The organism is Rhodopseudomonas sp. B29 (assembly GCF_000333455.1).
Lineage (GTDB): Bacteria > Pseudomonadota > Alphaproteobacteria > Rhizobiales > Xanthobacteraceae > Rhodopseudomonas.
Genome location: NZ_BADD01000242.1, coordinates 1 through 22,216, shown reverse-complemented (window position 1 = coordinate 22,216; position 22,216 = coordinate 1). Strand labels below are relative to the sequence as shown.

22 protein-coding genes are annotated in these 22,216 nt (G+C 64.7%); 4 read left to right on the top strand and 18 right to left on the bottom strand.

Features of this window, described 5'->3' with window-relative positions; genetic code table 11:
* The 6 genes from I5M_RS08790 to I5M_RS08765 form a co-directional block, all read right to left on the bottom strand.
* The coding region (locus tag I5M_RS08790; protein WP_031335920.1) for an ABC transporter substrate-binding protein at positions 1-414 on the bottom strand (414 nt) is incomplete at its 3' end.
* Between the two features lie 52 nt (positions 415-466).
* Positions 467-898, bottom strand: a complete 432-nt coding sequence (locus I5M_RS08785) for a PaaI family thioesterase (protein WP_022721058.1) — start codon at positions 896-898, stop codon at positions 467-469.
* Positions 895-1,908 (bottom strand): zinc-binding dehydrogenase, encoded by a 1,014-nt coding sequence (locus I5M_RS08780; RefSeq protein WP_022721057.1) that lies wholly within the window; start codon positions 1,906-1,908, stop codon positions 895-897. The genes I5M_RS08785 and I5M_RS08780 overlap by 4 nt, the downstream gene beginning before the upstream one ends.
* A gap of 55 nt (positions 1,909-1,963) precedes the next feature.
* Positions 1,964-2,827, bottom strand: a complete 864-nt coding sequence (locus tag I5M_RS08775; protein WP_022721056.1) for a VOC family protein — start codon at positions 2,825-2,827, stop codon at positions 1,964-1,966.
* A 206-nt stretch (positions 2,828-3,033) separates the two neighbouring features.
* Positions 3,034-4,203 (bottom strand): amidohydrolase, encoded by a 1,170-nt coding sequence (locus I5M_RS08770; RefSeq protein ID WP_022721055.1) that lies wholly within the window; start codon positions 4,201-4,203, stop codon positions 3,034-3,036.
* A gap of 24 nt (positions 4,204-4,227) precedes the next feature.
* Positions 4,228-5,469 (bottom strand): PLP-dependent cysteine synthase family protein, encoded by a 1,242-nt coding sequence (locus I5M_RS08765; protein ID WP_022721054.1) that lies wholly within the window; start codon positions 5,467-5,469, stop codon positions 4,228-4,230.
* Positions 5,470-5,700: 231 nt separating this feature from the next.
* On the opposite strand from I5M_RS08765, the gene I5M_RS08760 reads away from it, so the two are divergent.
* The gene (locus I5M_RS08760; RefSeq protein WP_022721053.1) at positions 5,701-6,168 is read left to right on the top strand and encodes an Lrp/AsnC family transcriptional regulator; all 468 of its coding nucleotides are present in this window, start codon (positions 5,701-5,703) and stop codon (positions 6,166-6,168) included.
* A gap of 99 nt (positions 6,169-6,267) precedes the next feature.
* Here I5M_RS08760 and I5M_RS08755 read toward each other — a convergent pair whose 3' ends face one another.
* From I5M_RS08755 to I5M_RS08715, 9 genes are all read right to left on the bottom strand, one after another.
* A complete protein-coding gene (locus I5M_RS08755; protein ID WP_022721052.1) occupies positions 6,268-7,284 on the bottom strand; it encodes an ABC transporter substrate-binding protein in 1,017 nt (338 codons plus the stop codon).
* Positions 7,285-7,333: 49 nt separating this feature from the next.
* A complete protein-coding gene (locus tag I5M_RS08750) occupies positions 7,334-7,747 on the bottom strand; it encodes a Rieske (2Fe-2S) protein (protein WP_022721051.1) in 414 nt (137 codons plus the stop codon).
* The gene (locus I5M_RS08745; RefSeq protein ID WP_022721050.1) at positions 7,744-8,856 is read right to left on the bottom strand and encodes an amidohydrolase family protein; all 1,113 of its coding nucleotides are present in this window, start codon (positions 8,854-8,856) and stop codon (positions 7,744-7,746) included. The genes I5M_RS08750 and I5M_RS08745 overlap by 4 nt, the downstream gene beginning before the upstream one ends.
* Entirely contained in the window at positions 8,853-9,956 is a 1,104-nt protein-coding gene (locus I5M_RS08740) for an amidohydrolase family protein (RefSeq protein WP_022721049.1), read from the bottom strand. The genes I5M_RS08745 and I5M_RS08740 overlap by 4 nt, the downstream gene beginning before the upstream one ends.
* On the bottom strand, positions 9,956-11,071 hold the full coding sequence (locus I5M_RS08735) for an ABC transporter ATP-binding protein (protein WP_022721048.1): 1,116 nt from the start codon (positions 11,069-11,071) through the stop codon (positions 9,956-9,958). Before I5M_RS08735 ends, I5M_RS08740 begins: the two co-directional genes overlap by 1 nt.
* Before the next feature lie 16 nt (positions 11,072-11,087).
* The gene (locus I5M_RS08730; protein WP_022721047.1) at positions 11,088-12,854 is read right to left on the bottom strand and encodes an iron ABC transporter permease; all 1,767 of its coding nucleotides are present in this window, start codon (positions 12,852-12,854) and stop codon (positions 11,088-11,090) included.
* A gap of 13 nt (positions 12,855-12,867) precedes the next feature.
* On the bottom strand, positions 12,868-13,884 hold the full coding sequence (locus I5M_RS08725; RefSeq protein WP_022721046.1) for an ABC transporter substrate-binding protein: 1,017 nt from the start codon (positions 13,882-13,884) through the stop codon (positions 12,868-12,870).
* Positions 13,885-13,969: 85 nt separating this feature from the next.
* Positions 13,970-15,076 carry an amidohydrolase family protein gene (locus tag I5M_RS08720; protein WP_022721045.1) on the bottom strand — a complete coding sequence of 369 codons (1,107 nt, stop codon included), beginning with the start codon at positions 15,074-15,076 and terminating at the stop codon, positions 13,970-13,972.
* A complete protein-coding gene (locus I5M_RS08715; RefSeq protein WP_022721044.1) occupies positions 15,076-16,185 on the bottom strand; it encodes an amidohydrolase family protein in 1,110 nt (369 codons plus the stop codon). Before I5M_RS08715 ends, I5M_RS08720 begins: the two co-directional genes overlap by 1 nt.
* Before the next feature lie 150 nt (positions 16,186-16,335).
* Here I5M_RS08715 and I5M_RS30890 point away from each other — a divergent pair, with 150 nt between their 5' ends.
* Positions 16,336-16,833 carry a MarR family winged helix-turn-helix transcriptional regulator gene (locus I5M_RS30890; RefSeq protein ID WP_022721043.1) on the top strand — a complete coding sequence of 166 codons (498 nt, stop codon included), beginning with the start codon at positions 16,336-16,338 and terminating at the stop codon, positions 16,831-16,833.
* Positions 16,834-16,976: 143 nt separating this feature from the next.
* Here the strand turns inward: I5M_RS30890 and poxB are convergent, their stop codons facing one another.
* A complete protein-coding gene (gene poxB, locus I5M_RS08705; protein WP_022721042.1) occupies positions 16,977-18,707 on the bottom strand; it encodes a ubiquinone-dependent pyruvate dehydrogenase in 1,731 nt (576 codons plus the stop codon).
* A 407-nt stretch (positions 18,708-19,114) separates the two neighbouring features.
* Between poxB and I5M_RS29385 the strand changes: the two genes are divergently transcribed.
* Positions 19,115-20,230, top strand: coding sequence for a sensor histidine kinase (locus tag I5M_RS29385; protein ID WP_307705335.1), 1,116 nt, complete (start codon positions 19,115-19,117; stop codon positions 20,228-20,230).
* On the top strand, positions 20,223-20,531 hold the full coding sequence (locus I5M_RS34185; RefSeq protein ID WP_307705333.1) for a sensor histidine kinase: 309 nt from the start codon (positions 20,223-20,225) through the stop codon (positions 20,529-20,531). Before I5M_RS29385 ends, I5M_RS34185 begins: the two co-directional genes overlap by 8 nt.
* Before the next feature lie 9 nt (positions 20,532-20,540).
* Here I5M_RS34185 and I5M_RS08695 read toward each other — a convergent pair whose 3' ends face one another.
* Positions 20,541-21,509 carry a diacylglycerol kinase family protein gene (locus I5M_RS08695; RefSeq protein ID WP_031335917.1) on the bottom strand — a complete coding sequence of 323 codons (969 nt, stop codon included), beginning with the start codon at positions 21,507-21,509 and terminating at the stop codon, positions 20,541-20,543.
* Positions 21,510-21,631: 122 nt separating this feature from the next.
* On the bottom strand, positions 21,632-22,216 hold a 585-nt coding region (locus I5M_RS08690), incomplete at its 5' end, for an adenylate/guanylate cyclase domain-containing protein (RefSeq protein WP_031335916.1).

Below are 22,216 nucleotides of genomic sequence, written 5' to 3'. Positions count from 1 at the left end.
CGCCGCCTTGGCGATGGTCTGCAGCCAGTATTTGTTCATGCTGAAGATCACGTCGTCGGCCGTGAACGGCTGACCGTCGTGCCAGACTACGCCCTTGCGTAGCGCGATGTCGTAGGACTTGAAGTCGGCCGAAGGCTTCACGCTGGTGGCGAGCACCGGGAAGAATTCGGCCTTGCTGTCCTGCCGCAGCAGCGGCTCGAGGATCTTGGTCGAGCTGATCAGCGGACTGGAGCCGCCGCCGCCCGGCACGAACACGGCCTGAGGCTCGAACCCGCCCCAGCTCGCCACCAGCACGCCGCCCTTCTTCGGTGTACCCTGCGCAGATGCGGGTGACGAAAATCCAAACGGCAATCCCGCGGCAACCGCCGCCAGCGCCGATGTGCCCAGAAACTCGCGTCTGTTGATGCTGCTCATTGATCACTCCGGTCCGGAATTTGGTGAATGTGTCTGTGTTCGTTGGCGATGATCAGCCGCCGGCAGGGATCGCGTAGGATCCGCGGCCGATCGCCACCAGGGCGCCCTTGTTGTTGAACAGATCGACGTCGGAGACCCCGACGCTGCGGCCGAGACGACGCACCGTCGCCTTCGCGGTCAGATCGGTGTCGACCGCGGGGCGCAGATAATCGACGCGGAAATTGATGGTCGGGATGCCGCCACCGACCAGCATGGCCAACGCAAAATCACCCACAGTGTCGATGATCGACGCCAGCGGACCGCCGTGCCACTGCTTGGTGCCGCGTCCGCGCTCGAACTCGGGACGGAACGGCGCCAGCATCGTCAGGGTCTGCTGTTCGAGGTCGAGCTCGGTGACCTTGAGCTGACAGAACGCGATGAACGGCGCGCTGTCGGCCATCGCCTGCAGGCCGGCAATGTCGAGCGGCTTCGCCGTGCCGCTCATGGAGTCACCACGAGCTTGCCGAGCACCTTGCGGGCTTCGAGAATGCCCATCGCTTCGATCGCGTCCTGCAGCGGGAAGGTCTTGTCGATGACCGCCTTCATCTTCCCGGCCCGCATCAGCTCGAACAGCTCGAGGATGTCCTCGCGCTCCCAGCCGTTGGAGCCGAGGATCTGAAGTTCGAACGTCCAGATGAAGCGGATGTCTTCCTTCGGATCGAAGCCCGCCGTGGCGCCGCAAGTCACCAACCGACCGCCCTTGCGCAGGCACTTCAGCGAAGGCACCCAGGTGTCACCGCCGGTGAAATTGACCACGAGATCGACACCGGAGCCCTTGGCGGCCTTGCCAGCGCGCGGCTTGCCGTGGCGGGCGCGGCATTCCTGCATGAAGTCGACTTCGTTGTAGAGGATGACCTCGTCCGCGCCGATCTCCTTGAGCCGCTCGCCCTTCTCGGCCGATCCGGCGCAAGCGATCACATAGGCACCCACCGCCTTGGCGAGCTGCACGCAGCAGATGCCGACGCCGCCCGAGGCGCCGAGGATCAACACCTTCTCGCCGGCCGAGACGTGACCGATGGTCGTCATCATCCGCAGCGCCGTGCCGTAGGCAACCGGAAGGCTCGCCGCCTGCTCGAACGAGATATCGTCGGGCAGCGCGATCAGCTGATGCGCGCGGGTGACGCAGTATTCGGCAAGCCCGCCGTTTCGCGTCTCGCCCATCAGGCCGCCTTCGACGCGGTTGATCGGGTCGATCAGCACGCGGTCGCCGACCTTCCAGCCTTCGACGCCGGCGCCGAGCGCCTCGACTTCGCCGGCGATGTCGATCCCCATGATGATCGGCATCGGAATGCGAATGCCCGGCATGCCGCGGCGGGTGAAGATGTCGTGATAATTGTACGAGGTCGCCTTGACCTTGATCAGCACGTCGCCCTCGCCCGGCTCCGGCTTGGCAAAGTCCTCGACATAACTCATCTGGTCGAGACCGCCATGGTCACGAAGCAACACTGCACGCATTCACGTCTCCTTCGATGCTTGTCTCTGCGGCTTCACGCCGACTGATTGGGTCCGTTTATTTGGAAAACTCGATCACGACGCCGTAGCTGTGTGCTGGTCCGACACGCAGTCGGCCGCTGCTTACGGTGAACGGCACGCCGCCCGCCTGCAGCGCCGTCTGCGCCTGCGCGAGCGACTTGGTGCGGAAGCCGAGGCCGACCATCTGCGTCTTGCCGGCTTCGGGGAGCGGCGCGTCGGCGCCATAACGCTGCGTTGCCGCCTCGCGAGTCAGAGCGACGACACGCGCTTCGGCCGCGTCGAACGCCACGCCGCCGGGGATTTCCTTCAATAGTCCCGGACCGAACATGCCCTCGAACAAGCCGAGCGCCGACCGCGGATCGTCGCCGCAGAACACGAATTCGGAAATGTTCTCGACCCCGTTCGGATGCGTCTGCCATTCCGGCCGGTACACCAGCTCCGGTGTCTTGTGGTGACAGAAGAACGTGCGGCCGTAATCGAAGCCCTGCTTCGGCAGATGCAGCACCGTGAAGGCCGCGTCGAACGTCCCTGCCCCGGTATCGACCGGCCTGACGAAATCCAGCGGCTTCTCAGCCGCCACGCCGGCATGCGCCGCATTGAGCTGCGCGCGCGCCGGATCTGGACAACGCCAGACGATGCCAGAGAGTCCTTTCGGATCATGCCACTGCTCGGGACGCTGCTGCTTCTTGCCGGGTTCATAGCCGAGCAGTTCGAGATAGTTGTTCTTGAAGATCGCGAGATTGTTGGACGATCCGAGAGAATGGTGACCACGCGGCGTCAGATGAAACCCGAGAGCCTGATAGGCCGCAGCGGCCTGGTCGAGCTCGCCGTGTACGAGCACGATGACATGATCGAGCTCCGCAGGGAGCCTGCCGCCGTGACCTTTTTCCGACTCGGACATTCCGCTTCCTTGTTTGTTGTCTAACTCGCCCAGTTGCATCTATTCCGCGTCGGTCCAGCGCTGTTCGTTACTACTTGCCATCGAACTTCCGCTGTGGAGGTATTGCAAAAATCGACGACAGCGGGTCACCAAATTTCCCGGCGTTACGAGGTGATCGATCTCCGAGCGGCGCATTTTTCAGAACGCTCTTCCTCGATGGATGTCGTTCAACCGAGCGGCAGGCGCTGGCGGACCAGCGTCGTCCAGTACGAACAGCCCCACGGGATGACATCATCGTTGAAGTCGAATTTCGGATGGTGCAGCGGCGCGCTGTCGCCGTTGCCGATCATGATCATCGCGCCTGGACGCTCGTTCAGCATGAAGGCGAAGTCTTCTCCGCCGAGCGTGGGCGCCATCTCCGAATTCACTTGCGCTTCACCGGCGACGGCTCCGGCGGCCGCAACCGCCCGCTCGACGCCGATCTCGGCATTGCGCATCACCGGATAGTGCCGCAGGTACGACAGCGAGCCCGTCGCACCAAACCCAGCCGGAATGCTCTCGGTCAGCATGCGCAGCTGTGCTTCGACAGCGTCGCGCGTAGCTTCGTCGAGCGTGCGCACCGTGCCGCGCAACGTCACCGTCTGCGGAATGACATTGAAGGCATCGCCGGCCGCCATCTGCGTGATCGAGACCACCGCCGACTTGAGCGGATCGATGGTCCGGGCGACGATGGATTGAGCCGCCTGGATCAACGACGCCGCGATCACGACCGGATCGATCGTCGCATGCGGCTGGGCGGCATGACCGCCTCGCCCTTCGATGGTGATAATGATCTCGTCGACCGAGCCCATCTGGGCGCCGGCACCGGTCGCAAATGCGCCGAGCGGAAGACCCGGGCGATTATGCATGCCGTAGAATTCCTGGATCGGAAAACGCTTCAGCAATCCGTCTTCCAGCATTGCCTTGGCGCCGGCGCCGCCTTCTTCCGCCGGTTGGAAGATCAGCGCGACATCGCCATCGAACGCCCGGCTTTCGACGAGCCCGAGCGCCGCACCGAGCAACATCGTGGTGTGACCGTCGTGACCGCACGCATGCATCTTGCCAGGGACCTGCGAGGCCCATTCGGCGTCAGTTGCCTCGAGAATGGGCAACGCATCCATGTCGGCGCGTAGGCCGATCATCCGGCCCGAGTTGCGCGACTGGCCGTGAATGATTCCGACGACCCCGGTGCCGCCGATGCCCTCATGAACCTCGTCGACTCCGGCTTCACGCAGGCGCGCCGCGACCCGCTGCGCGGTGCGATGCACGTCGTACAGCAACTCGGGATTGCGATGCAGATCGTGACGAAACTCCTTCAGTTCGTCCAGATAACGCGATGTCCAGTTCTCGATCGGCATTCGATGCAATCCTGAGTTCGTCGCTCACAGAATATTCAAGTTCGCGCTGAGGCCCGGCTCGCGGCCGGGTTGTGCTGAGGCCGGGAGCGGCCGCCCCGTACATTCAAATCCCGCGCCATCGCCCGGCATCTCGAACACGCCGGAGTCGAGAAATTGCTCGATCGCCGCCGCATAGGGCGCGATGTCGATGCCCTGCTCGTCCAGCCAAGTATCGTTGTAGTACGTGTCCGAGTAGCGCTCGCCGTCATCGCACAGCACCGTCACAAGCGATCCCGTGCGGCCGTCGCGCAACATCGCCGACGCGCACCAGCACAGTGCTATAAAATTCGCGCCCGTCGATCCGCCGACGCGGCGAGAGAGACGCGCGGACAACACGCGGGCGGCGGCAATCGACGCGGCATCCGGTACGCGCATCATCTGGTCGATGACGGTCGGCACGAAGGACGGCTCGACCCGCGGGCGGCCGACGCCTTCGATCCGCGAGCCGCGGACGCAGTTAGCGGTGCGGCTGTCGGACTTATAGGCTTCGAAGAAACAGGAATTCTCGACGTCGACGCCGCACAGCCGCGTGCTTTTCCGGCTGAAGCGAATGTAGCGGCCGATGGTCGCGGACGTGCCGCCGGTGCCGGTGCTCATGACGATCCACTCGGGCACCGGGTGGCGCTCGCCCGCCATCTGTTTGAAGATGCTCTCGGCGATATTGCCTGTGCGCCAGTCGATCGCGCGTTCGGCGTAGGTGAACTGATCGAGATAGTGGCCGCCGAGCTCGGCGGCGATCAGCTGCGCGGCCGCATAGACCTCGGACGACTTCTCGACGAAATGGCAGCGGCCACCGAAGCGCTCGATGGTCGACACTTTCTGGCGCGACGTCGAGCGCGGCACCACTGCAATAAACGGCAGGCCGAGCAGTTCGGCAAAATAGGCTTCCGAGACGGCCGTCGATCCCGACGACGCCTCGACCAGCGTCGTCCCCGGCCCGATCAAACCATTGCAGAGTCCGAACATGATCAGCGACCGGCCCATGCGATGCTTGAGGCTGCCGGTCGGGTGCGTGCTCTCGTCCTTGAAGTAGACGTCGAGGCCCTGAAGGCCCGGGAAACGTACGCGAAACAGATGCGTGTCGGCCGAGCGCCGGGCATCCGCCTCGAGAATGTCGACGGCGTTCCTGACCCACTCCTGTTCGGCCGCTTCCTTGCCGAACAGGCCCACGACCCGCTTGGGCTCTGCAGCAAGATTCCGCGCCATCGCAACCTGAACCGTCGTCATTACTTCACGTACCCCGCGAGCCGTCGAGTGGCGCCAGGCAGGACGATCAGATGTCGTGTCCTGCGCCGCGAGACCGGAAAGATCCGGCACGCCTTCGATCATCGCCCCCGACGCCCCTTCTGCTTCGCTACACAAGCGGCCGTCTGAAGGAGGAGATTAGTGATTGAGTTCGGGGGAATGTTCACATATTTTACCTGCTGTACGGCACAATTTGATGAGTTTGACCCAATAATGGCCCATAAGATCGATCAAATTGACCTTCGCATCCTAGCGGCCATGCAGGCCGACTCGTCGCGCTCGCAGCGCGAGCTCGCCGATGAGGTCGGCCTGTCGCAAAATGCGTTCTGGCGGCGTCTGAAAGCGTTGGAAGCGAGCGGCGCGATCACCGGCTACGGCGCGCGGGTCTCACAGGAGGCGGTCGGCGTGCCGATGACCGTGTTCGTGATGGTGCGGACGCGGCGGCACTCCGCCGAGTGGCTCAAGCGCTTCCGGGCGCAGATCGAATCGATCTCCGAGATCGTCGCGTTCTATCGGATCAGCGGTGATTTCGATTACATGCTGAAGATCGCAGCGCGCGACATGAGCAACTACGACAAGGTCTATCAGACCATCATCAACAAGACCGAGCTGGAAACGGTCACGTCGTATTTCTCGATGGAGGCCATCATCGACGGGCGTCCGCTTCCGATCGGGCGCTGAAAGGTCGTGCGCCGGCGCGCCACGCCACGGGCGGCGCAGACGTCTTGGGCGCGGCCATCCGCCGGCGGGAACGGCGGCGCTGGGTGGAAAATCGACGATCTACTTGTAGATGCTGCGCGCGAGGTCGAGCATCTCGTTCTGCCGCATCGGGTCGGAGCCGCCCATCAGCTTCACGTCCGAAATCTCCCGCTCCTCCGCTGACAGCTTCTCCAGCACGCCCGACCGCACGATGCCGTAGCCGTCCACCGCGTAGATCTTCTGCACCTCTTCGGACATCATGAAGTCGGTGAACAGCTTCGCGGCGTTCGGATGCGGCGCGTTCTTCAGCACCGCTGCCGAGTACTGGACATAGGGCGCGCCCTCGGTCGGCACGATCGTCTTCACCGGAAGCCCCTTCAGGTATTTGATGTCGCCGAGGATGAACGGGACGTAGATCGCCATCTCGCCGCGCGCGACGCGGCGGCCCGCCTCGCGCATCTCGCGGGTGAACTGCAGGTTCTGGGTGGCGAGCTTTTCGTGAAACTCCTTGCCGAGTTTCTCGAGCGTGACGAAGAACATCACGTAGCCGCCGCCGACGGCGCGCATGTCGTCGGACAGGATCTTGCCCTTCCATTTCGGATCGGTCAGATCGCGCCAGCTCTTCGGCTCTTCGCCAGGCGGCACCAGCTTGGTGTTGATCAGCATGCCGTAGTTGATGGTCATCACCGGCGCGCTGAGGCCGTCGTCCTTGAACTGACCTGTCAGGCTTTTGGCGTTCGGCACCTCGCCGTGCGGCGCCAGCGACTTGTCCTCCGCGTTCATGATGATCGCCTGATTGTCCGAGTTGAACATCACGTCGCCGAGGAAGCGGCCGGCGGTCTGCTCGGTGCGGATGCGTTCGCGCAGCTCGCTGGCGCGAGCTTCGAGCACCTGAACCGGAATGCCGTATTTGGCTTCGAACGCCTTGGCGACCGCCTTGGTCGATGGCGCGCCGACGAGCGCGGTGTAAAGCACCAGGCCCGCTTCCGCCTTGGCGTCGGTGACGACCTTGTCCCAGCCCGCGACCTGCGCGGCACCGGGCGTCGCCAGCCCAGCGGCGATCGCCACGCCGGCAACCACGGCCAAAGCCGTCTTCATCACTCCGCGAAATCCTGTCCTGCTCATGCGTTCCCCTGGATTTTTGTTGTTAGAGGCTGAGGACGACATAGTCGTCCTCGACGGTGACGTCGTAGCTTTCCGCTACGTACGGACCTTTGACGAGTTCCTCGCCGCGCTCGACCGCGACGTCGATCTTGCGCGCCTTTATGCGGGCCGGATCGCAATAGGATTGGCCGCTGCGAATTTCGAACTCCCAGCCGTGCCACGGGCAGCGCAGGAATTCGCCCTTGCGCGACACCGCGTACTGGCCGACGCCGGAGGGCTGCACCAGCGCGGTGACGGCCCCTTTGCACAGCTCGGCGCCGCCGTGCGGGCAGCGGTTGAGCAGCGCGAAGAACTCGCCGTTCACGTTGAAGACACCGACCTGGCGGCCGGAGACGTCGACGATGCGGTGGGTGCCGGCGGGAATCTCGGCGGTCTTGGCGACGATGTGTCTGATCATGGCAGTCCGTACAGAACCTTGGCGTTGGCGTGGAAGACTTTGCGCCGCTCCTCGTCCGACAGCGGCATCTTGAAGGCGTAGCGCGGATCGTCGAAGTCCCAGTGCGGATAGTCGCTCGAGAACATCAGCCGGTCCCAGCCGAGCCAGTCGATCACGTCGCGCAGATGCGCCTGCTTGCGCGTCTCCTCCATCGGCTGGGTGGTGAACCAGATGTGGCTGCGCAAATACTCGGACGGCGGCCGTGTCACGTGCGGCACCTCGGCGCGCAGCCGGCTCCAGTACTTGTCCATGCGCCAGCCCAGCATCGGCGCCCAGGTGAAGCCGCCTTCGACGGCGACGACCTTGAGCCCAGGGAATCGCTCGAACACACCCTCGAAGATCAGGCTGGTGAGCACCGCCTGGGTGATGGTGCCGAACGTGTTGTGCTCCTCAAGGTAATAGGTCGGCGAGCCCGCGCCCGAAGAGAAATGCCCGCCGCCGATCGCGGCGGGATGGAACGCCAGCGGCAGGCCGGCGCGCTCTGCCGCGGCGTAGATCGGCCAATAGCGTTTGCGGCCGAGCGGCTCGAGGGACTTGGGCGAGATCAGGATCTGCTTGAAGCGCGTATCGGCGGCGCAGCGCTCGATCTCGGCGACCGCGACCTCGGCATCTTCCTGCGGCACGATGATCGCCGGCATCAGCCGCGGCTCGGGATCGACCCACTTCTCCAACTGCCAATTGTTGATCGCGGTCGAGAGCGCGGCGGCGAACGCCTGGTTGCGCTCCTCGAAAATGCCGCGGCCGAGCGCGATCAGCATGCCGAATTGGATGCCGTTGGGATCGAGGTGCTGGCGCTGCAGCAGCGGCAGCGAGCATCCGGCCGGCCCGCCCTCTTCCGGATAGGCATCGGCGCGCATGCCGCGCGCCATCATCCGCGGATGCGGCTCCTGATTATAAACGCCGGAACGGACATGGGCGCCGATGGTCTCGACATGCTCGCGCCAGCGCGCGGGTAGCCACGGATACAGATCCACCGCGGAGCGCGCAGTGATGTGGACGTCGCAGTCGACGATGGAAGCGGCGGCGCGCTTATCTTCGGGGCGAAGCGGATCGACGAGCTGCTGATTCATGCGGTGACCTCCAGGCTCTTGGTAGCTTCGCCGCCCTGACGCAGGCGGCCATAGGTCGCGTGAGGATTGTCGATCGCGATCTTGCGTAAGAGATCGGTGGGGAAGCCGTCGGGAACGACGTCATCGCCGTCGAAATGCCAATGCGGATAGTCGGTCGAGAACAGCAGCATCTCGTCGGAGCCGAGATGGTCGAGCAGGCGCTCGACAATGGCGGCATCCGGCGGCGCGTCGAACGGCTGCAGCGTCAATCGCACCCGCTCGCGGATGATCTCGCGCGGCATGCGGTCGATCCACGGCAGCTCGGTGCGGACGCCCAGCCACATCTTGTCCTGCCGCCATTGAAACGACGGCATCCACGTCACCCCGGACTCGGCGAGCACGAAGGTCAAATCCGGAAACTTCTGGAACACGCCCTCGGCCAGCAGGCTGACCAGCGAGGCCTCGAATCCGGCCGACTGACTGACATAGTCCTCGACGTAGTAAGACGGCCAGCCGACCCCGGTCGGCGCATGGCGATTGAGGCTGCCAGCGTGCAGGCAGATTGGCAGTCCCGCACGGCTGGCCGCTTCGAACACCGGCCAGTAGATGCGGCGGCCGATGGTCAGTTCGCCGATCACCGGCAGCAGGACTTGGACGAAACCTGGATTGCCGGCGAGCCGTTCGATCTCCGCCACCGCCAGCGCAGGATCCTGCAGCGAAACCAGGATCGAACCGCGGAGCCGCGACTCCTGCGACAACACCTTGTCGGCGGTCCAGTCGTTGACGGCGCGCAGGATCGCCGCCGCCATGTCGCCGTGATACAGCGCGATGGCGCCGTGGATGACGTTGACGATGCCGATGCTGCTACCGAACTGATCGAGCGCGCGGCTGCGCAGCCGATCGAGTTCAGACCCGGGTTCATCAGCGCCCGCCTTCCAGTCCGGCCGCCATTGCAGCGGCAGGATCGGATTGTCGCTGCTCATGGTGAAGGCGAAGCGATCGATGTGGCGATTGCTGAACTGATCGCTCCAGTACTCGTCCATATAGGGGAGCAGAGCCGACATCCGCGGCGCGGACAGATGCAGGTCGCAATCGACCGCGCCCTTGAAGGGAATTTTCATCAGGCGGCTTCCTTATGACCGATCACCGCCCAGGCGGCGCTCTGCGGCACCAGGACATTGACGTTGTCGCCGATCGCGTAGTTGCCGAAGGCCGGCGCATCGACATTGATCCGGCCGCCCTCGGTGTCGACGAACACCGAGCGGGTCGGACCGCGAAAGATCGTGTGAGCGATGCGGCCGGTCCATTGCAGTTCGTGTTCGCCGCGCACCGCGTCGGGGCCGGCGATGCGCGCATCCTCCGGCCGTACCATCACGGTGACGCTCTGCCCCGGCGTGAGTTCGGCAGCGGCGTCGCACGGCCCGCGCCAGCCCTGCCCGGCGACGTCGAGCTGGATGCGGCCGCCGGCGATGCGGCGGCAGGATTCGACGCTGGCGTCGAGCAGATTGGGCGTGCCGAAGAACGCCGCCACGGTGCGGTTGACCGGCCGGCGATAGATTTCTTCCGGCGCACCAATCTGCTGGATGCGGCCGCGATCCATCACCACGACGCGGTCCGACAGCGCCATCGCTTCCGACTGATCGTGCGTCACGTAGAGACTGGTCATGCCGAGCCGCTTCTGGATCGACCTGAACTCGTCGCCCATCTGCAGCCGCAGCTTGGCGTCGAGATTGCTCAGCGGCTCGTCGAGCAGCAGCACCTTGGGCTCGAACACCAGCGCGCGGGCAATCGCCACGCGCTGCTGCTGGCCGCCCGACAGCGCCGGCGCCGGCCGCTCGGCGAAGCGCTCCATCTCGACCAGGCGCAGCGCCCGCATCACCAAATCTTGCACCTCGGCATTCGGCCGCCGCCGCACCCGCAGCGGATAGGCGACGTTCTCGAACACCGTCATGTGCGGCCAGATCGCATAGGACTGGAACACCATGCCGAGCCTGCGCCGTTCCGACGGCACCACGAACTTGCTCGCCGCGTCGCTGACCACCTCGTTGCCGATGCTGATGCGGCCGCCGGTGTTCTGCTCGAGCCCGGCGACCATGCGCAGCGTCGTCGTCTTGCCGCAGCCCGACGGGCCGAGCAGCGTGACGAACTCGCCCTCCTCGACCCGCAGATCGACGCTGTCGACCGCGACGAAATCCCCGAAGCTGCGACTGACCTTTTCAAGCGTTACGTTCGACATCCTGGTCACCCTGCCACTACAACGCGCCGATGCGGGTCTTGATCAGGCGGAGCTGTATCCACCTGATCACCAGCACCATCACCATCATGATCATGCCGATGACGCTGACCTGCTCGGCATTGCCGTTCGCCCACAACTTCATCAGCACCACCGACAGCACTTCCGAGCCGACCGAATACAGCAGCACCGAAGCGCTGAGCTCGCGCATGATGCCGAAGAACAGCAGCACCCAGCCGACCGCGAACGCCGGCCACGCCAGCGCGATCATGATCCGCCACATCGTCTGCAGCCAGTTCGCGCCATGGACGCGTGAGCACTCTTCGAGATCGTAGGAGAGCTGCGCATAGGCGCTGGTCATCACCCGCACCGACAGCGGCGTGCCGAGCGAGATGTAGGCCAGCAGCAACGCCCACAGCGTGCCGTAGATCGGAATCGCGTGCGGCAGCAGCGCGAAGCCCCACAGGAAGCCGACGCCGAGCACGATGCCGGGCATCATCCAGGGCAGCCACGCCATGCCGTCGATCAGCATCCGGCCGCGCCAACGCGTCCGCACCGACACATAGGCGACGATGCCGCCCAGCAGCATCGTCAGCGTCGCGCCGACGAGGCCGAGCAGCATGGTGTTGCGGAAGCCGCGCCAGAACTCTCCGCTGGAAAACACTGCCCGATAATGATCGAGCGTCAGCATGTCCCACTGGTAGAAGCCGAAGAACTGGAAGAACGATCCGATCAGGAGCTGCCCGACCGGCAGCACGACGGTGACGACGAAGAACAGCATGCACAGCGCGAAGGTGAACCAACGCCATTTGCCGAGCTTCATCACTGCCGGCGAATAGCCCTTGCCGGTGACGGTGGTGAAGCTGCGCCCCTTCAGCATCCGCCACTGCGCCAGCACCACCAGAAGCAGCAGCACCAGGATCACGAAGCTGATCGCGGTGGCGTATTGATATTGCGGCGGCGAGCGCTGGTTGATCGAGTCGTAGATGTCTGTGGTGATCACCCTTATGCCGGCCGGCGAGCCGAAGAACAGCGGCGATTCGAAATTCTCGATGCCGCGCACGAAGCTGAGGATGGCGGCGCCGGTCAGCGCCGGCATCATGAGCTGCAGCGTCACGGTGCGGAAGGTGCGCCAGCGCGACGCGCCGCACATCCGCGCGGCCTCTTCCAGCCCCGGGTCCATGGCCCGGAACGCGTCGACGATCAGCAGGAACAGGAATGGCACCGAATATTGCATCATGTGCCAGACCACGCCGCCGTAGGAATAGACGTTGATCAGCGGCGCGGTCGATCCCGTGATCCATTGATAGACTTGGTTGATCAATCCGACCTGCGGATTGCCGAGCATGCCCCAGGCCATCGCGGTCAGGATCGGCGGAATGAAGAACGGCAGCGTCACCAGCACTTCCAGCGTGCCGCGCATCGGCGTATCGGTGCGGGCGAGGATCCACGCGAGCAGGATCGCCAGCATCAGCGACGGGATCGTCTTCGCCAGCGAGATGCCGACGGTGTTGGCGAGCGTGACGAAGCTCTGCCAGGTGAAGACGTCAGCATAGCCGTCGAGATTGAACTCGCCGGCGACGCCGGGCGGCGTCGAGTGCAGGCTGCCGTACAGCAGCATCGACAGCGGATACACCGACAGGAACGCCAGCACGGCGATCAGCAGTGCAATGGCGATGAAACGCCCGGCCGAAGTGGCGCCGAGCGCGCGGCCGAACGCGCCGAGCCCGGCGAACAGCGAGGGTCGCGGAACGGGACGAGGCGGAAGTTCGGCGGAGATGCTCATCGGCGGTCCGGTCTCAGGGATAGAGTTTCTTGGCCAGCGACATCATCGCCGGACGCTCGGCCAGCTTGGCCGGACCGATCAGCTTGGCCTTGGCGAACGGCTGGGCGTCGGCATTGGCGCGTTCGGCAACGCCGTTCACCACCGGCGACATCCAGGCGTTGGCGTAGAGCAGCTGCGAGTCGGCCTCGAGGAAGTGCTGGATGAACAGCCGTGCCGCGTTCGGATGCGGCGCGTTCTTGAGCAGCGCGAAATCCATCTCGGCGAACGGCGCGCCCTCCTTCGGGATCACGACCTTGACCGGCAGCCCCTTCAGGTCGGATGCGAAGGCGAAGACCTGCGGGATGTAGATCGGGTACTCGCCGCGCGCGACGCGGCGGGCGTCGTTGCGCATGTCGCGGCTGAACACCGGCTTCTGCGCCGCGAGCTTCTCGTTGAACTCGGCGCCCATGGTGTGCTGCAGGAGGGCGAACATGGTGTTGCCGCTGCCGAGCGGGCGCATATCGTCGGACAGGATCTTGCCGGTCCATTTCGGATTGTTGAGATCGGCCCAGCTGGTCGGGACGTCCTCGTCCTTGACCATGCGGGTGTTGATCAGGATGCCCATCGACTGCACGTAGGCAGGAATGCTGTGCTCGGTGGCGCGGAACGGTGGGCGCAGGTTCGCGGCATTGGGGATCTGCGGCAGCTTCTGGACGTAATCGCCGTTGGCGAGCTGCTCTTCGATCATCGTGGTGGTGACGATCTCGAGGTCGCCTAGATAGCGGCCGGCGGCCTGCTCGGTCCTGATCCGTTCGGACAATTCGCTGGCGCGCAGATCGAGGCTCTCGACGCTGATGCCGTATTTGGCCTCGAACGACTTCAGCACGGCGGTGAAGTAAGGCGCGCCGAGCGCCATGTTGTAGACGACGACCTTGCCTTCCTTCTTGGCGGCATCGACGACCTGCTGCCACGACGCGTCCTGCGCCGAGGCCGGCGCGGCGGCGGCGATCAGTCCGAGCAGCGCCGCGATCCGGCCCAATGATTTCAACATTTAGTCCTCCCCGTCTCTTTTCTTGATGTCGATGGTCGGGCCATCGAACTTGTCGTGGAGCGCCCGCGGCTTGGCCTGGCAGGCGCTAACTGGTGAATCCGTAGAACGCCGCAGCGTTGCGATAGACGAGTTGATCGCGCTGATCTTCGCTGAGCGTCGCCCTGAAGGCGAAGCGCGGATCGTCGAAGTCCCAATGCGGATAGTCGGTCGAGAACAGCAGCTTGTCCCAGCCGATGCGGTCGAACAGGTCGAGCAGCTGCGCCGACGTCGCCGGTTCTTCCATCGGCTGGGTGGTGAACCAGACGTGGTCACGGACATAGTCCGACGGCGGACGCTTCAGATGCGGCACTTCACTGCGCAGCCGCGCCCAGTGCTTGTCCATCCGCGCGGCCAGCGAGGGTATCCAGCCGAGGCCACCCTCCATGATCACCACACGTAAATTCGGAATGCGCTCGAACACGCCCTCGAACACCAGGCTGGTGAGTACCGCCTGCATGTTCTGCGACACAGCGTGATGCTCTTCCATGTAGTAGGACGGCCAACCGCCGGCGGTCGACGGATGACCATTGGTGCCCCCGACATGAACCGCGACAGGCAGTCCGGCGGCGGCGGCCGCTTCGAGGATCGGCCAATAGCGACGGCGCCCGAGCGGCTCGTCGGTGCGCGGCAGCAGCAGCAACTGCGTGAAGTTCGGGTCGCCGGCACGCGCTTCGATCTCGCGCACCGAGGCGACGGCGTCTTCCTGCGCGATCAGCACCGAGGCGCGTAGTCGCGGTTCGCGGCGAATCCAATGCTCGACCTGCCAGTCGTTCATCGCCCGCGCCAGCGCCATGCCGAAATCGAGATTGCGCTGACTCTGCGGATTCCAGCGCAGCGGAATCAGCATGCCGATCTCGACGCCGTTAGGATCGAGATGCTGCCGGCGCATCAATTCGAGGCTGGAGCCGGGCGGCCCGCCCTCCTCCGGACGCGCGTCGACGCGCGCGGCGTCCGGCGACATCCGCGGATGCGACAGCGCTTCGGAGAAGGCATGGCGCAGATGGCTGCCATAGACCGCGAGATGCTCGATCCAGCGCTTCTCCAGGAACGGATGGACTTCGTTCCACGACTTCATCGACGGATGAATGTCGCAGTCGATCACCCGCAGCTTCGATCTGGCCGGCCTGTCGCGGTCGAGTTCGAGCACACTCATCACACCACCTCTAGCGGCTGAAGAGACTTGGCGAGGCGCGGATAGGTGGCGAGCGCGTTTGCGCTGAGGATGTTGCGGACAAAACTATCCGGCAGACCGTCCCGCAGAGCGTCGTCGCCATCGAACTGCCAATGCGGATAGTCGGTCGAAGACAGGAACAGCTCATCCGATTGCAGATGATCGACGAGACGCAGCAATCCCTTCGCCTCGTCCGGGGCGTCGATCGGCTGCACGGTGAAGCGCAGATGATCGCGCACGATCTCGGACGGGGCGCGGGTCACCCACGGCACTTCGGCGCGCACGCCCTTCCAGGTCTTGTCGGCGCGCCAGATGAAGCCGCTGAGCCAGCTCAGTCCGCTCTCGATCGCCACGACCTTCAGCGAAGGAAACTCCGCGAACACGCCTTCGGCGATCATGCTGACGAATTGATTTTCGAACGCGCAGGACTGCGCGACGTAGTCCTCGACATAGTAGGAAGGCCAGCCTACGGCGGTCGTGGCGTAGCGATACGCGCTGCCGGCATGAACGCCGATCGCCAGGCCGAGCTTCTCGGCGAGCCGGTAGATCGGCCACAACTGGCGTCGTCCAAGCGTGACCTCACCGCTGACCGGCATCAGCACCTGGATGAAGCGGTGGTCATCGGCGCGGCGCTCGATCTCGGCGACGGCGAGTTCGACGCTGCTCGTCGGAACCACGATCGAGGCCCGCAGCCGCGAGTCCCGGCTCAGCCATTCGTCGCGCAACCAGTCGTTGGTCGCCCGGCAGAACGCCGCCGCCATGTCCTCGCTGTGAAAGAACTGCGCGCCATACAGACAGTTGAGGACGCCGTGACCGAGCTGGAAGTGGTCGAGCACATCCCGCTGGAGTGCCGGCAGCGACGACCCCGGCTTGGCGCCGCCGTCCAGCATCCAATCGGGACGGCAGGCCAACGGCGTGTTCTGCGGATAGCTGGTGGGCGTCAGATTCAGGCGGTCGAGCGCACGCACCTTCACCATCTCGCGCCAATAGTCGTCGAGATAAGGCAGCAGCGCGGCCATGCTCGGCACGGCCGGATGGATATCGCAATCGATCGCGCCGGCGTAACGTGCGGCGTTAGCGGCACCTGCCATCTGCGTTTCCTCGTCTCTGCTCCGCCTTTCCGGCGGCCATTTCGTAAATGTTGACATGTCAATAAATGAGCTGTCAATAAATTTGATCTGCGTCAATGCGCGCATCGCAGGCTTGTGCATCGCAGCCAGTCTTGATCGGGAGTTGTCGTCATGCCCACTGACCGGCCGTCGGCCGTCCAACGCGATGCTCGGGAAGAGGCGCACAGCAATGGCGGCCTGGAACGAGACCACGTCGCGGTGCTGCTGACCAATATCGGCCTGCGGATCAGCCGCGGCGCGACCGCGTACTACCGCGCCAACTGGGACGTCGGCATGGTCGAGTGGCGTCTGCTGATGGTGCTGATCAGGGCCGACGCTCTCAACGTCAGCGAATTGTCCGATGCCGCCACCGTGGACAAGGCCGCGGCCAGCCGAAGCCTCGGCGCACTGCAGGATCGCGAGCTGATCAGCATCGAGCAGACCCGGACGCGCGGACGCGCCGCCATCGTCCGGCTCACGCCGCAGGGCCGTCAACTGGCGGAAAAGCTTCAGGCGATCGGACGCCAGCGTGAGAAGCGGCTGTTCAGCCGGTTCTCGCCCGCAGAAAAGGACCAGCTGGTCGTCCTGCTCGATCGCCTGACCGAGACGATGGACGCCGAACAGTACTAACTCCGAAGACGCGGAGGGCAGAGTCGTCATCCTGAGGTGCGCGCGCAGCGCGCCTCGAAGGATGCGGCCAAGGTGCTCGCGGCCCATCCTTCGAGGCCCGCGCTAAGCGCGGGCACCTCAGGATGACGTCGGGAACGAGATCGCTAACGCGACAATAGATTCTGCTTGGCCAGGTCGACCACCTCATCCCCTCGTCCACTCATCACGGCGCGCAGCAGCCACAGGCTGAAGCCCTTGACCTCCTTGGCGTCGATGCTCGGCGGCATCGATAGTTCCTGCTTCGCGGTGACCACATCGAGCACAGCGGGACCATCGTGGGCTAGCACCTCGGCCACCGCCGCCGGCAGATCGCCCGGGTCCTCCACGCGCACGCCGTGGATCCCCATCGCCCGCGCCATCGCGGCAAAATCGGGGTTCTCCAGATCGGTGCCGAGTTCGACGAAACCGGCGGCTTTCATTTCCAGCGCGACGAAGCCGAGCACGCCGTTGTTGAAGATCACCACCTTCACCGGCAGCTTCATCTGCGTCAGCGTGATCAGATCGCCCATCAGCATGGTAAATCCGCCGTCGCCCGACAGCGAAATCACCTGCCGGCCTGGTTGAGCGGCCTGAATGCCGATGGCGTGCGGCATCGCATTGGCCATCGAACCGTGTATCAGCGATCCGACCAGCCGGCGGCGGCCGTTCATCTCGAGATAGCGCGCGGCCCAGATTGTCGGCGTGCCGACGTCGAAGGTGAAAACCGCGTCGTCGGCCGCAGCGTCGCTGATCAGCTTGGCGAGATACTGCGGATGGATCGGCTTGCGTCCGGGCGTCCCCTTGGCGAGATCGTCGAGGCCTTGGCGGGACGTGACGTAATTCGCCAGGCTGCGGTCGAGGTGGCTACGATCGGTCTTTGCGGCCAGCTTCGGCAGCAAGGCTTCGATCGTCTCCCGCACACCGCCGACGATTCCGAGGTCGAGCTTGCAGCGACGGCCGAGATTTTCGGCACGAATGTCGACCTGCGCGATCCGCGCGTCGCTGGGGAAGAACTGCTTGTAGGGAAAGTCGGTGCCGAGCATCAGCAGCACGTCGCAGGCGTGCATCGCCGCGTAGCCCGACGAGAAGCCGATGAAGCCGGTCATGCCGACGTCGTAAGGATTGTCGTACTCGACATATTCCTTGCCGCCGAGCGCATGCACGATCGGGCTCTTCAGCGCCTCGGCGAGCTGCATCAACTCGTCGTGCGCATCGGCGCAGCCGCGCCCGCAAAACAACGTGACCTTGCCGGCCTCGTTCAGCAGCTTGGCCAGCGCGTCGACCTGCTCATCGGCGGGCGACACGATCGCCGCCGGCGGCAGCAGGCCGGCGACCGGCGCCACGCCGCGGCTGGTCGCCTCGCGCAGCGCCACGTCACCGGGGATCACCACGACGGCAACACCGCGGAGACCGACCGCGGCCCTGATTGCGTTTTCGATCACGTAATCGAACTGTTGCGGGTCGGAGACGAGCTCGCAATACACGCTGCATTCGCGAAACAGATTCTGCGGATGGGTCTCCTGGAAGTACCCTCCTCCGATCTCGACCGACGGAATCTGCGCTGCGATCGCCAGCACCGGCGTGCGGGTGCGCTGCGCGTCGTAGAGTCCGTTGATCAGATGCAGGTTGCCGGGTCCGCAGGAGCCGGCGCAAACCGCGAGCTCGCCGGTGATCTGGGATTCGCCGGCAGCCGCGAAGGCCGCGACTTCTTCGTGGCGGACGTGCACCCATTGAATTCCGCCGTGCTGTCGCAGCGCCTCCGTCAAACCATTGAGGCTGTCGCCGACGACGCCGAAGATGCGCCGGACGCCGGCGAGATGCAGAGTTTCGACGATCCGATCGGCAACGTTGGGCATTCACTCTGCTCCTTCAAAACCAAGCTTTGGCCTGTGTACTTTGGTCCCGCGCACCTCACCAGCGCAGCCGGAGAGTATCCGCGCGGTCGTTCCCGCTTCAGGCAGGGCCAAGTGCATCTTGGCGCGAACGCGCCGCGCTGCCTTGTCTGAATCGCTCATGGTTTTTCCGTTTCAGCCGGAACCGCTTCGGCCCGCTCCATTTCGGATCGCCCATGCAGAAGATTGATTGAAGTCAACAAGCCCATGCGATCCTTATCTAAACGCTTATCCGGCCGAGCCGCGAGGGCGCCGAAAGCATCCACGCAGGCAAACAGCTCGCCGAAGGAGGCCCTGCGCGTTTTGACGCAGCCGATATTTTCACATCGGGAACCGGTTATAAGAACGCTCCCCGCAACAAGTCTGGCGTGATGCACCGGAAGCCCTTCTCCAATTTGCCGCTGGCCCCCTGGCTGCTCGGCGCCACCCTGCTGTTGCTGATCCTGATCGCCGGGGCTCTCAGCCTTAATCTGCTGCGCCTGCGCGACAGCTTTGCCTCGGTGCAGCACACCAACGAGGTGCTGCAGGTGATCGCCGGCATCCAGCGCGTGGTGCTGGAAGCGGAATCGAGCGAGCGCGGCTTTCTGCTGACCGGCGCCGACGCCTATCGCTCGACCTACAGCCATGCGCGCGGGTCGTTATCCGGACGGGTCGATCAGCTTCAGCGGCTGGTTCTGGACAATCCGCCCCAGATCAACCGAACCGACGAACTGCGGCTGCTCACTGAGGTGCGCATGACGCAGCTCGATCGCGTCATCGAGCTCGGTCCACTGCATCAGCAAGAGGCGCTCGACATCCTCGAGCAGGCCCGCACCGACCGGCTGACGGAGCGCATCGAGTCGAACCTGTCGACGATGATCAAGTCCGAACAGGCCCTGCTGGCGCAGCGCCAGGAGCAACACGACCGCGAAAGTCTCGGCGCTGCGCTCATCACCGCGGTCCTGTTGATCCTTGCGGTCGGCAGCGCCGCGATCGCGGCGTTTCAGCTGGAACATCAGCGCGCCGTGGCGCGACAGCGTTCCGCTGACCAGCGACTCCAGGAACTCCAGACCGAGTTACAGCGTGTCGCGCGGCTCAGCACAATGGGCGAAATGGCGAGCGCGCTTGCCCACGAACTCAATCAGCCACTGGCAGCGGTCACGAGCTACGTCCAGGGATCACGGCGGCTGGTGGAGGCCAGCGGCCACCCCGAGGCCGCGCGGATAGCCGGCGCACTCGACAAGGCCGCGCAGCAGGCGCTCCGCGCCGGCGCGGTGATCCGGCAACTGCGCGACTTCGTCGGACGCGGCGAGACCGACAAGACCGTCGAAAGCCTGCGCGCTATCGCCGAGGATGCCTTGGCGCTTGCGTCGGTCGTCAGTCGTGATCGGCCCGTCGATGTTGAACTCACACTCCAAGGCCCGGCCGATGCCGTGTTCGTGGACAAGGGTTCAGGTCCAACAGGTGTTTTTCAACCTGATCCGCAACGCCTTGGAAGCAGTGCGTGATCAGTCCGAACGTACGCTCGCCATCCGCAGCATTCCGGCTCCTGATGGCATGGTGGAGATCACCGTCGAGGATAACGGTCCGGGTCTCGATCCCTTGATCAGAGACCGGATGTTTCAGCCGTTCGCGACCACGAAGACGGCCGGCATGGGCATCGGCCTGTCGATCTCGCAGTCGATCGTCCATGCCCATGGCGGATCGATCGCGGCGGAGTCCGAACCCGGCGGCGGCACGGTGTTTCGATTCACCCTGCCCCGCGCCGAGGCGCTGCAAGAGCCCGAACAGGCCGTACGCAACGGCTGAGGATTGAGATCATCGCCCGCGACGCTTCGATCGTTCGAATTCCGGCGGCACGCGCACCAGCAGCGCACCATGCGCGACGGAGATTTTCACCGGCGTCATGGTGGTGACTTCACCATCGACCGCGACATGCTGCGGCGGGTCGGTCGCGATCGTCATTTCGGTCGCTTCCATTTCTTCGACGTCGCCGGGCTTACAGCGCAGGCCGGCGGCGAAGCACGCCCATTTGCGTGCAGCACCCCAGGTCGCATTCCCTTTGAGGACATGCACGCTGATCAACCCATCGTCGGGATTGGCGTCCGGCGCCATCAGCACGCCGCCCTGGTAGTTGCCGCTGCCGATGCGCACATCGAGTGCTTCGAACACATGAGCCTTGCCGGCGATGGTGATCGTGCAGCGGAACGGCTTGTAGCGCAGCCATTCGCGGGCCGCGACCAGCGCATAGGCACCGCGACCGAACCAGCGCTTGAGCTGCGGCGGCGTCGAGCGGCCGACATTCGCCGGCAGACCGATCGAGCAATTATTGGCGAAGTACGCATCCCCGATCCGGCCGAGATCGACCCGCGCGGTCTTGCCGCCTGCCAGCACGTCGATCGCCCCCGGCAGATCGAGAGGGATGCCGAGCGAGCGCGCGAAGCTGTTGGCGGTGCCGAGCGGCAAGACACCTAACGTGACGTCCGTGCCGGCCAGCACGTCGGCCGCAGCCGCGATCGAGCCGTCGCCGCCGCCGACGATGATGAATTTTCGTCCCTTGGCGACCTCGTCGCGCACGAGCTGCGGCAGTCGCTCGGCGTGGCGAACCGGATGCGTCGCCTCCAGCTCGAGCCCGGCCTCCAGCAGCAGTTTCTTGGCTTGCGAATAGGCACGCGCGCCGCTGCGCGAATGCGTATTGACGATCAGCGTCGCACGCCGCGCTTGCGCGCGCGCGGCTTCTTCCGGCCGGTGCACCTCAGCCTCGATCCGTTCCTGAACGATCAACATGGACGTCCCCATCCGCGCCATCACCGACGGTCAACGCCCGACCTGCAAAGGGGTTCTGGCCGCGTGACAAACCGTCACGGCGGTGCAGCGAGGATTTAGGCTCTGTTCATCCTGCGGCTGCGCTACTTCGTCAGCAGCCGCTCGACCCCGGTCCAGCCGTCCGGCGGCGGCACCACCTGGAAGGCCCAGATGCGCTCCTCGTAGAGCTTGAAAAGGGCACCACACAGGCCGGCGCCGTCGGCCTCGCGCCCACGCGCAATCGTTGACAGAGCTTCGTCCCACTGCCGGCTGCGATACTGCGCCAGCATCTCGATCGTCAGATTGCGCAGCGTTTGGAATTCCGCCGATTGAGCCAGTTGCTTGTCGCCGACCACCGCATAAACCACTTCGGGCTCGGTCTTGCCTTTCACCGCGACGAAGTCGATTTCGAGGATGGCGAGTTCGTCCTTGGCAGCGAGCGCGGTGCGCGAGCCGGCGACGATGTCGAAACCGTAGGTCTTTGATTGCGACTCCAGCCGCGAGGCCAGGTTCACCGGATCGCCGAGCACCGAATAGTCGAAGCGCAGGCTCGATCCCATATTGCCGACGACGCAGGCACCGGTGTTGAGCCCGATGCCGATCCTGATCCGCACATGCGGATGCTCGGCTTGCTGCGCTTCGATCTCCAGATCGCGGTTGAGCTGCTCGAGGCGTTGCATCATATCGAG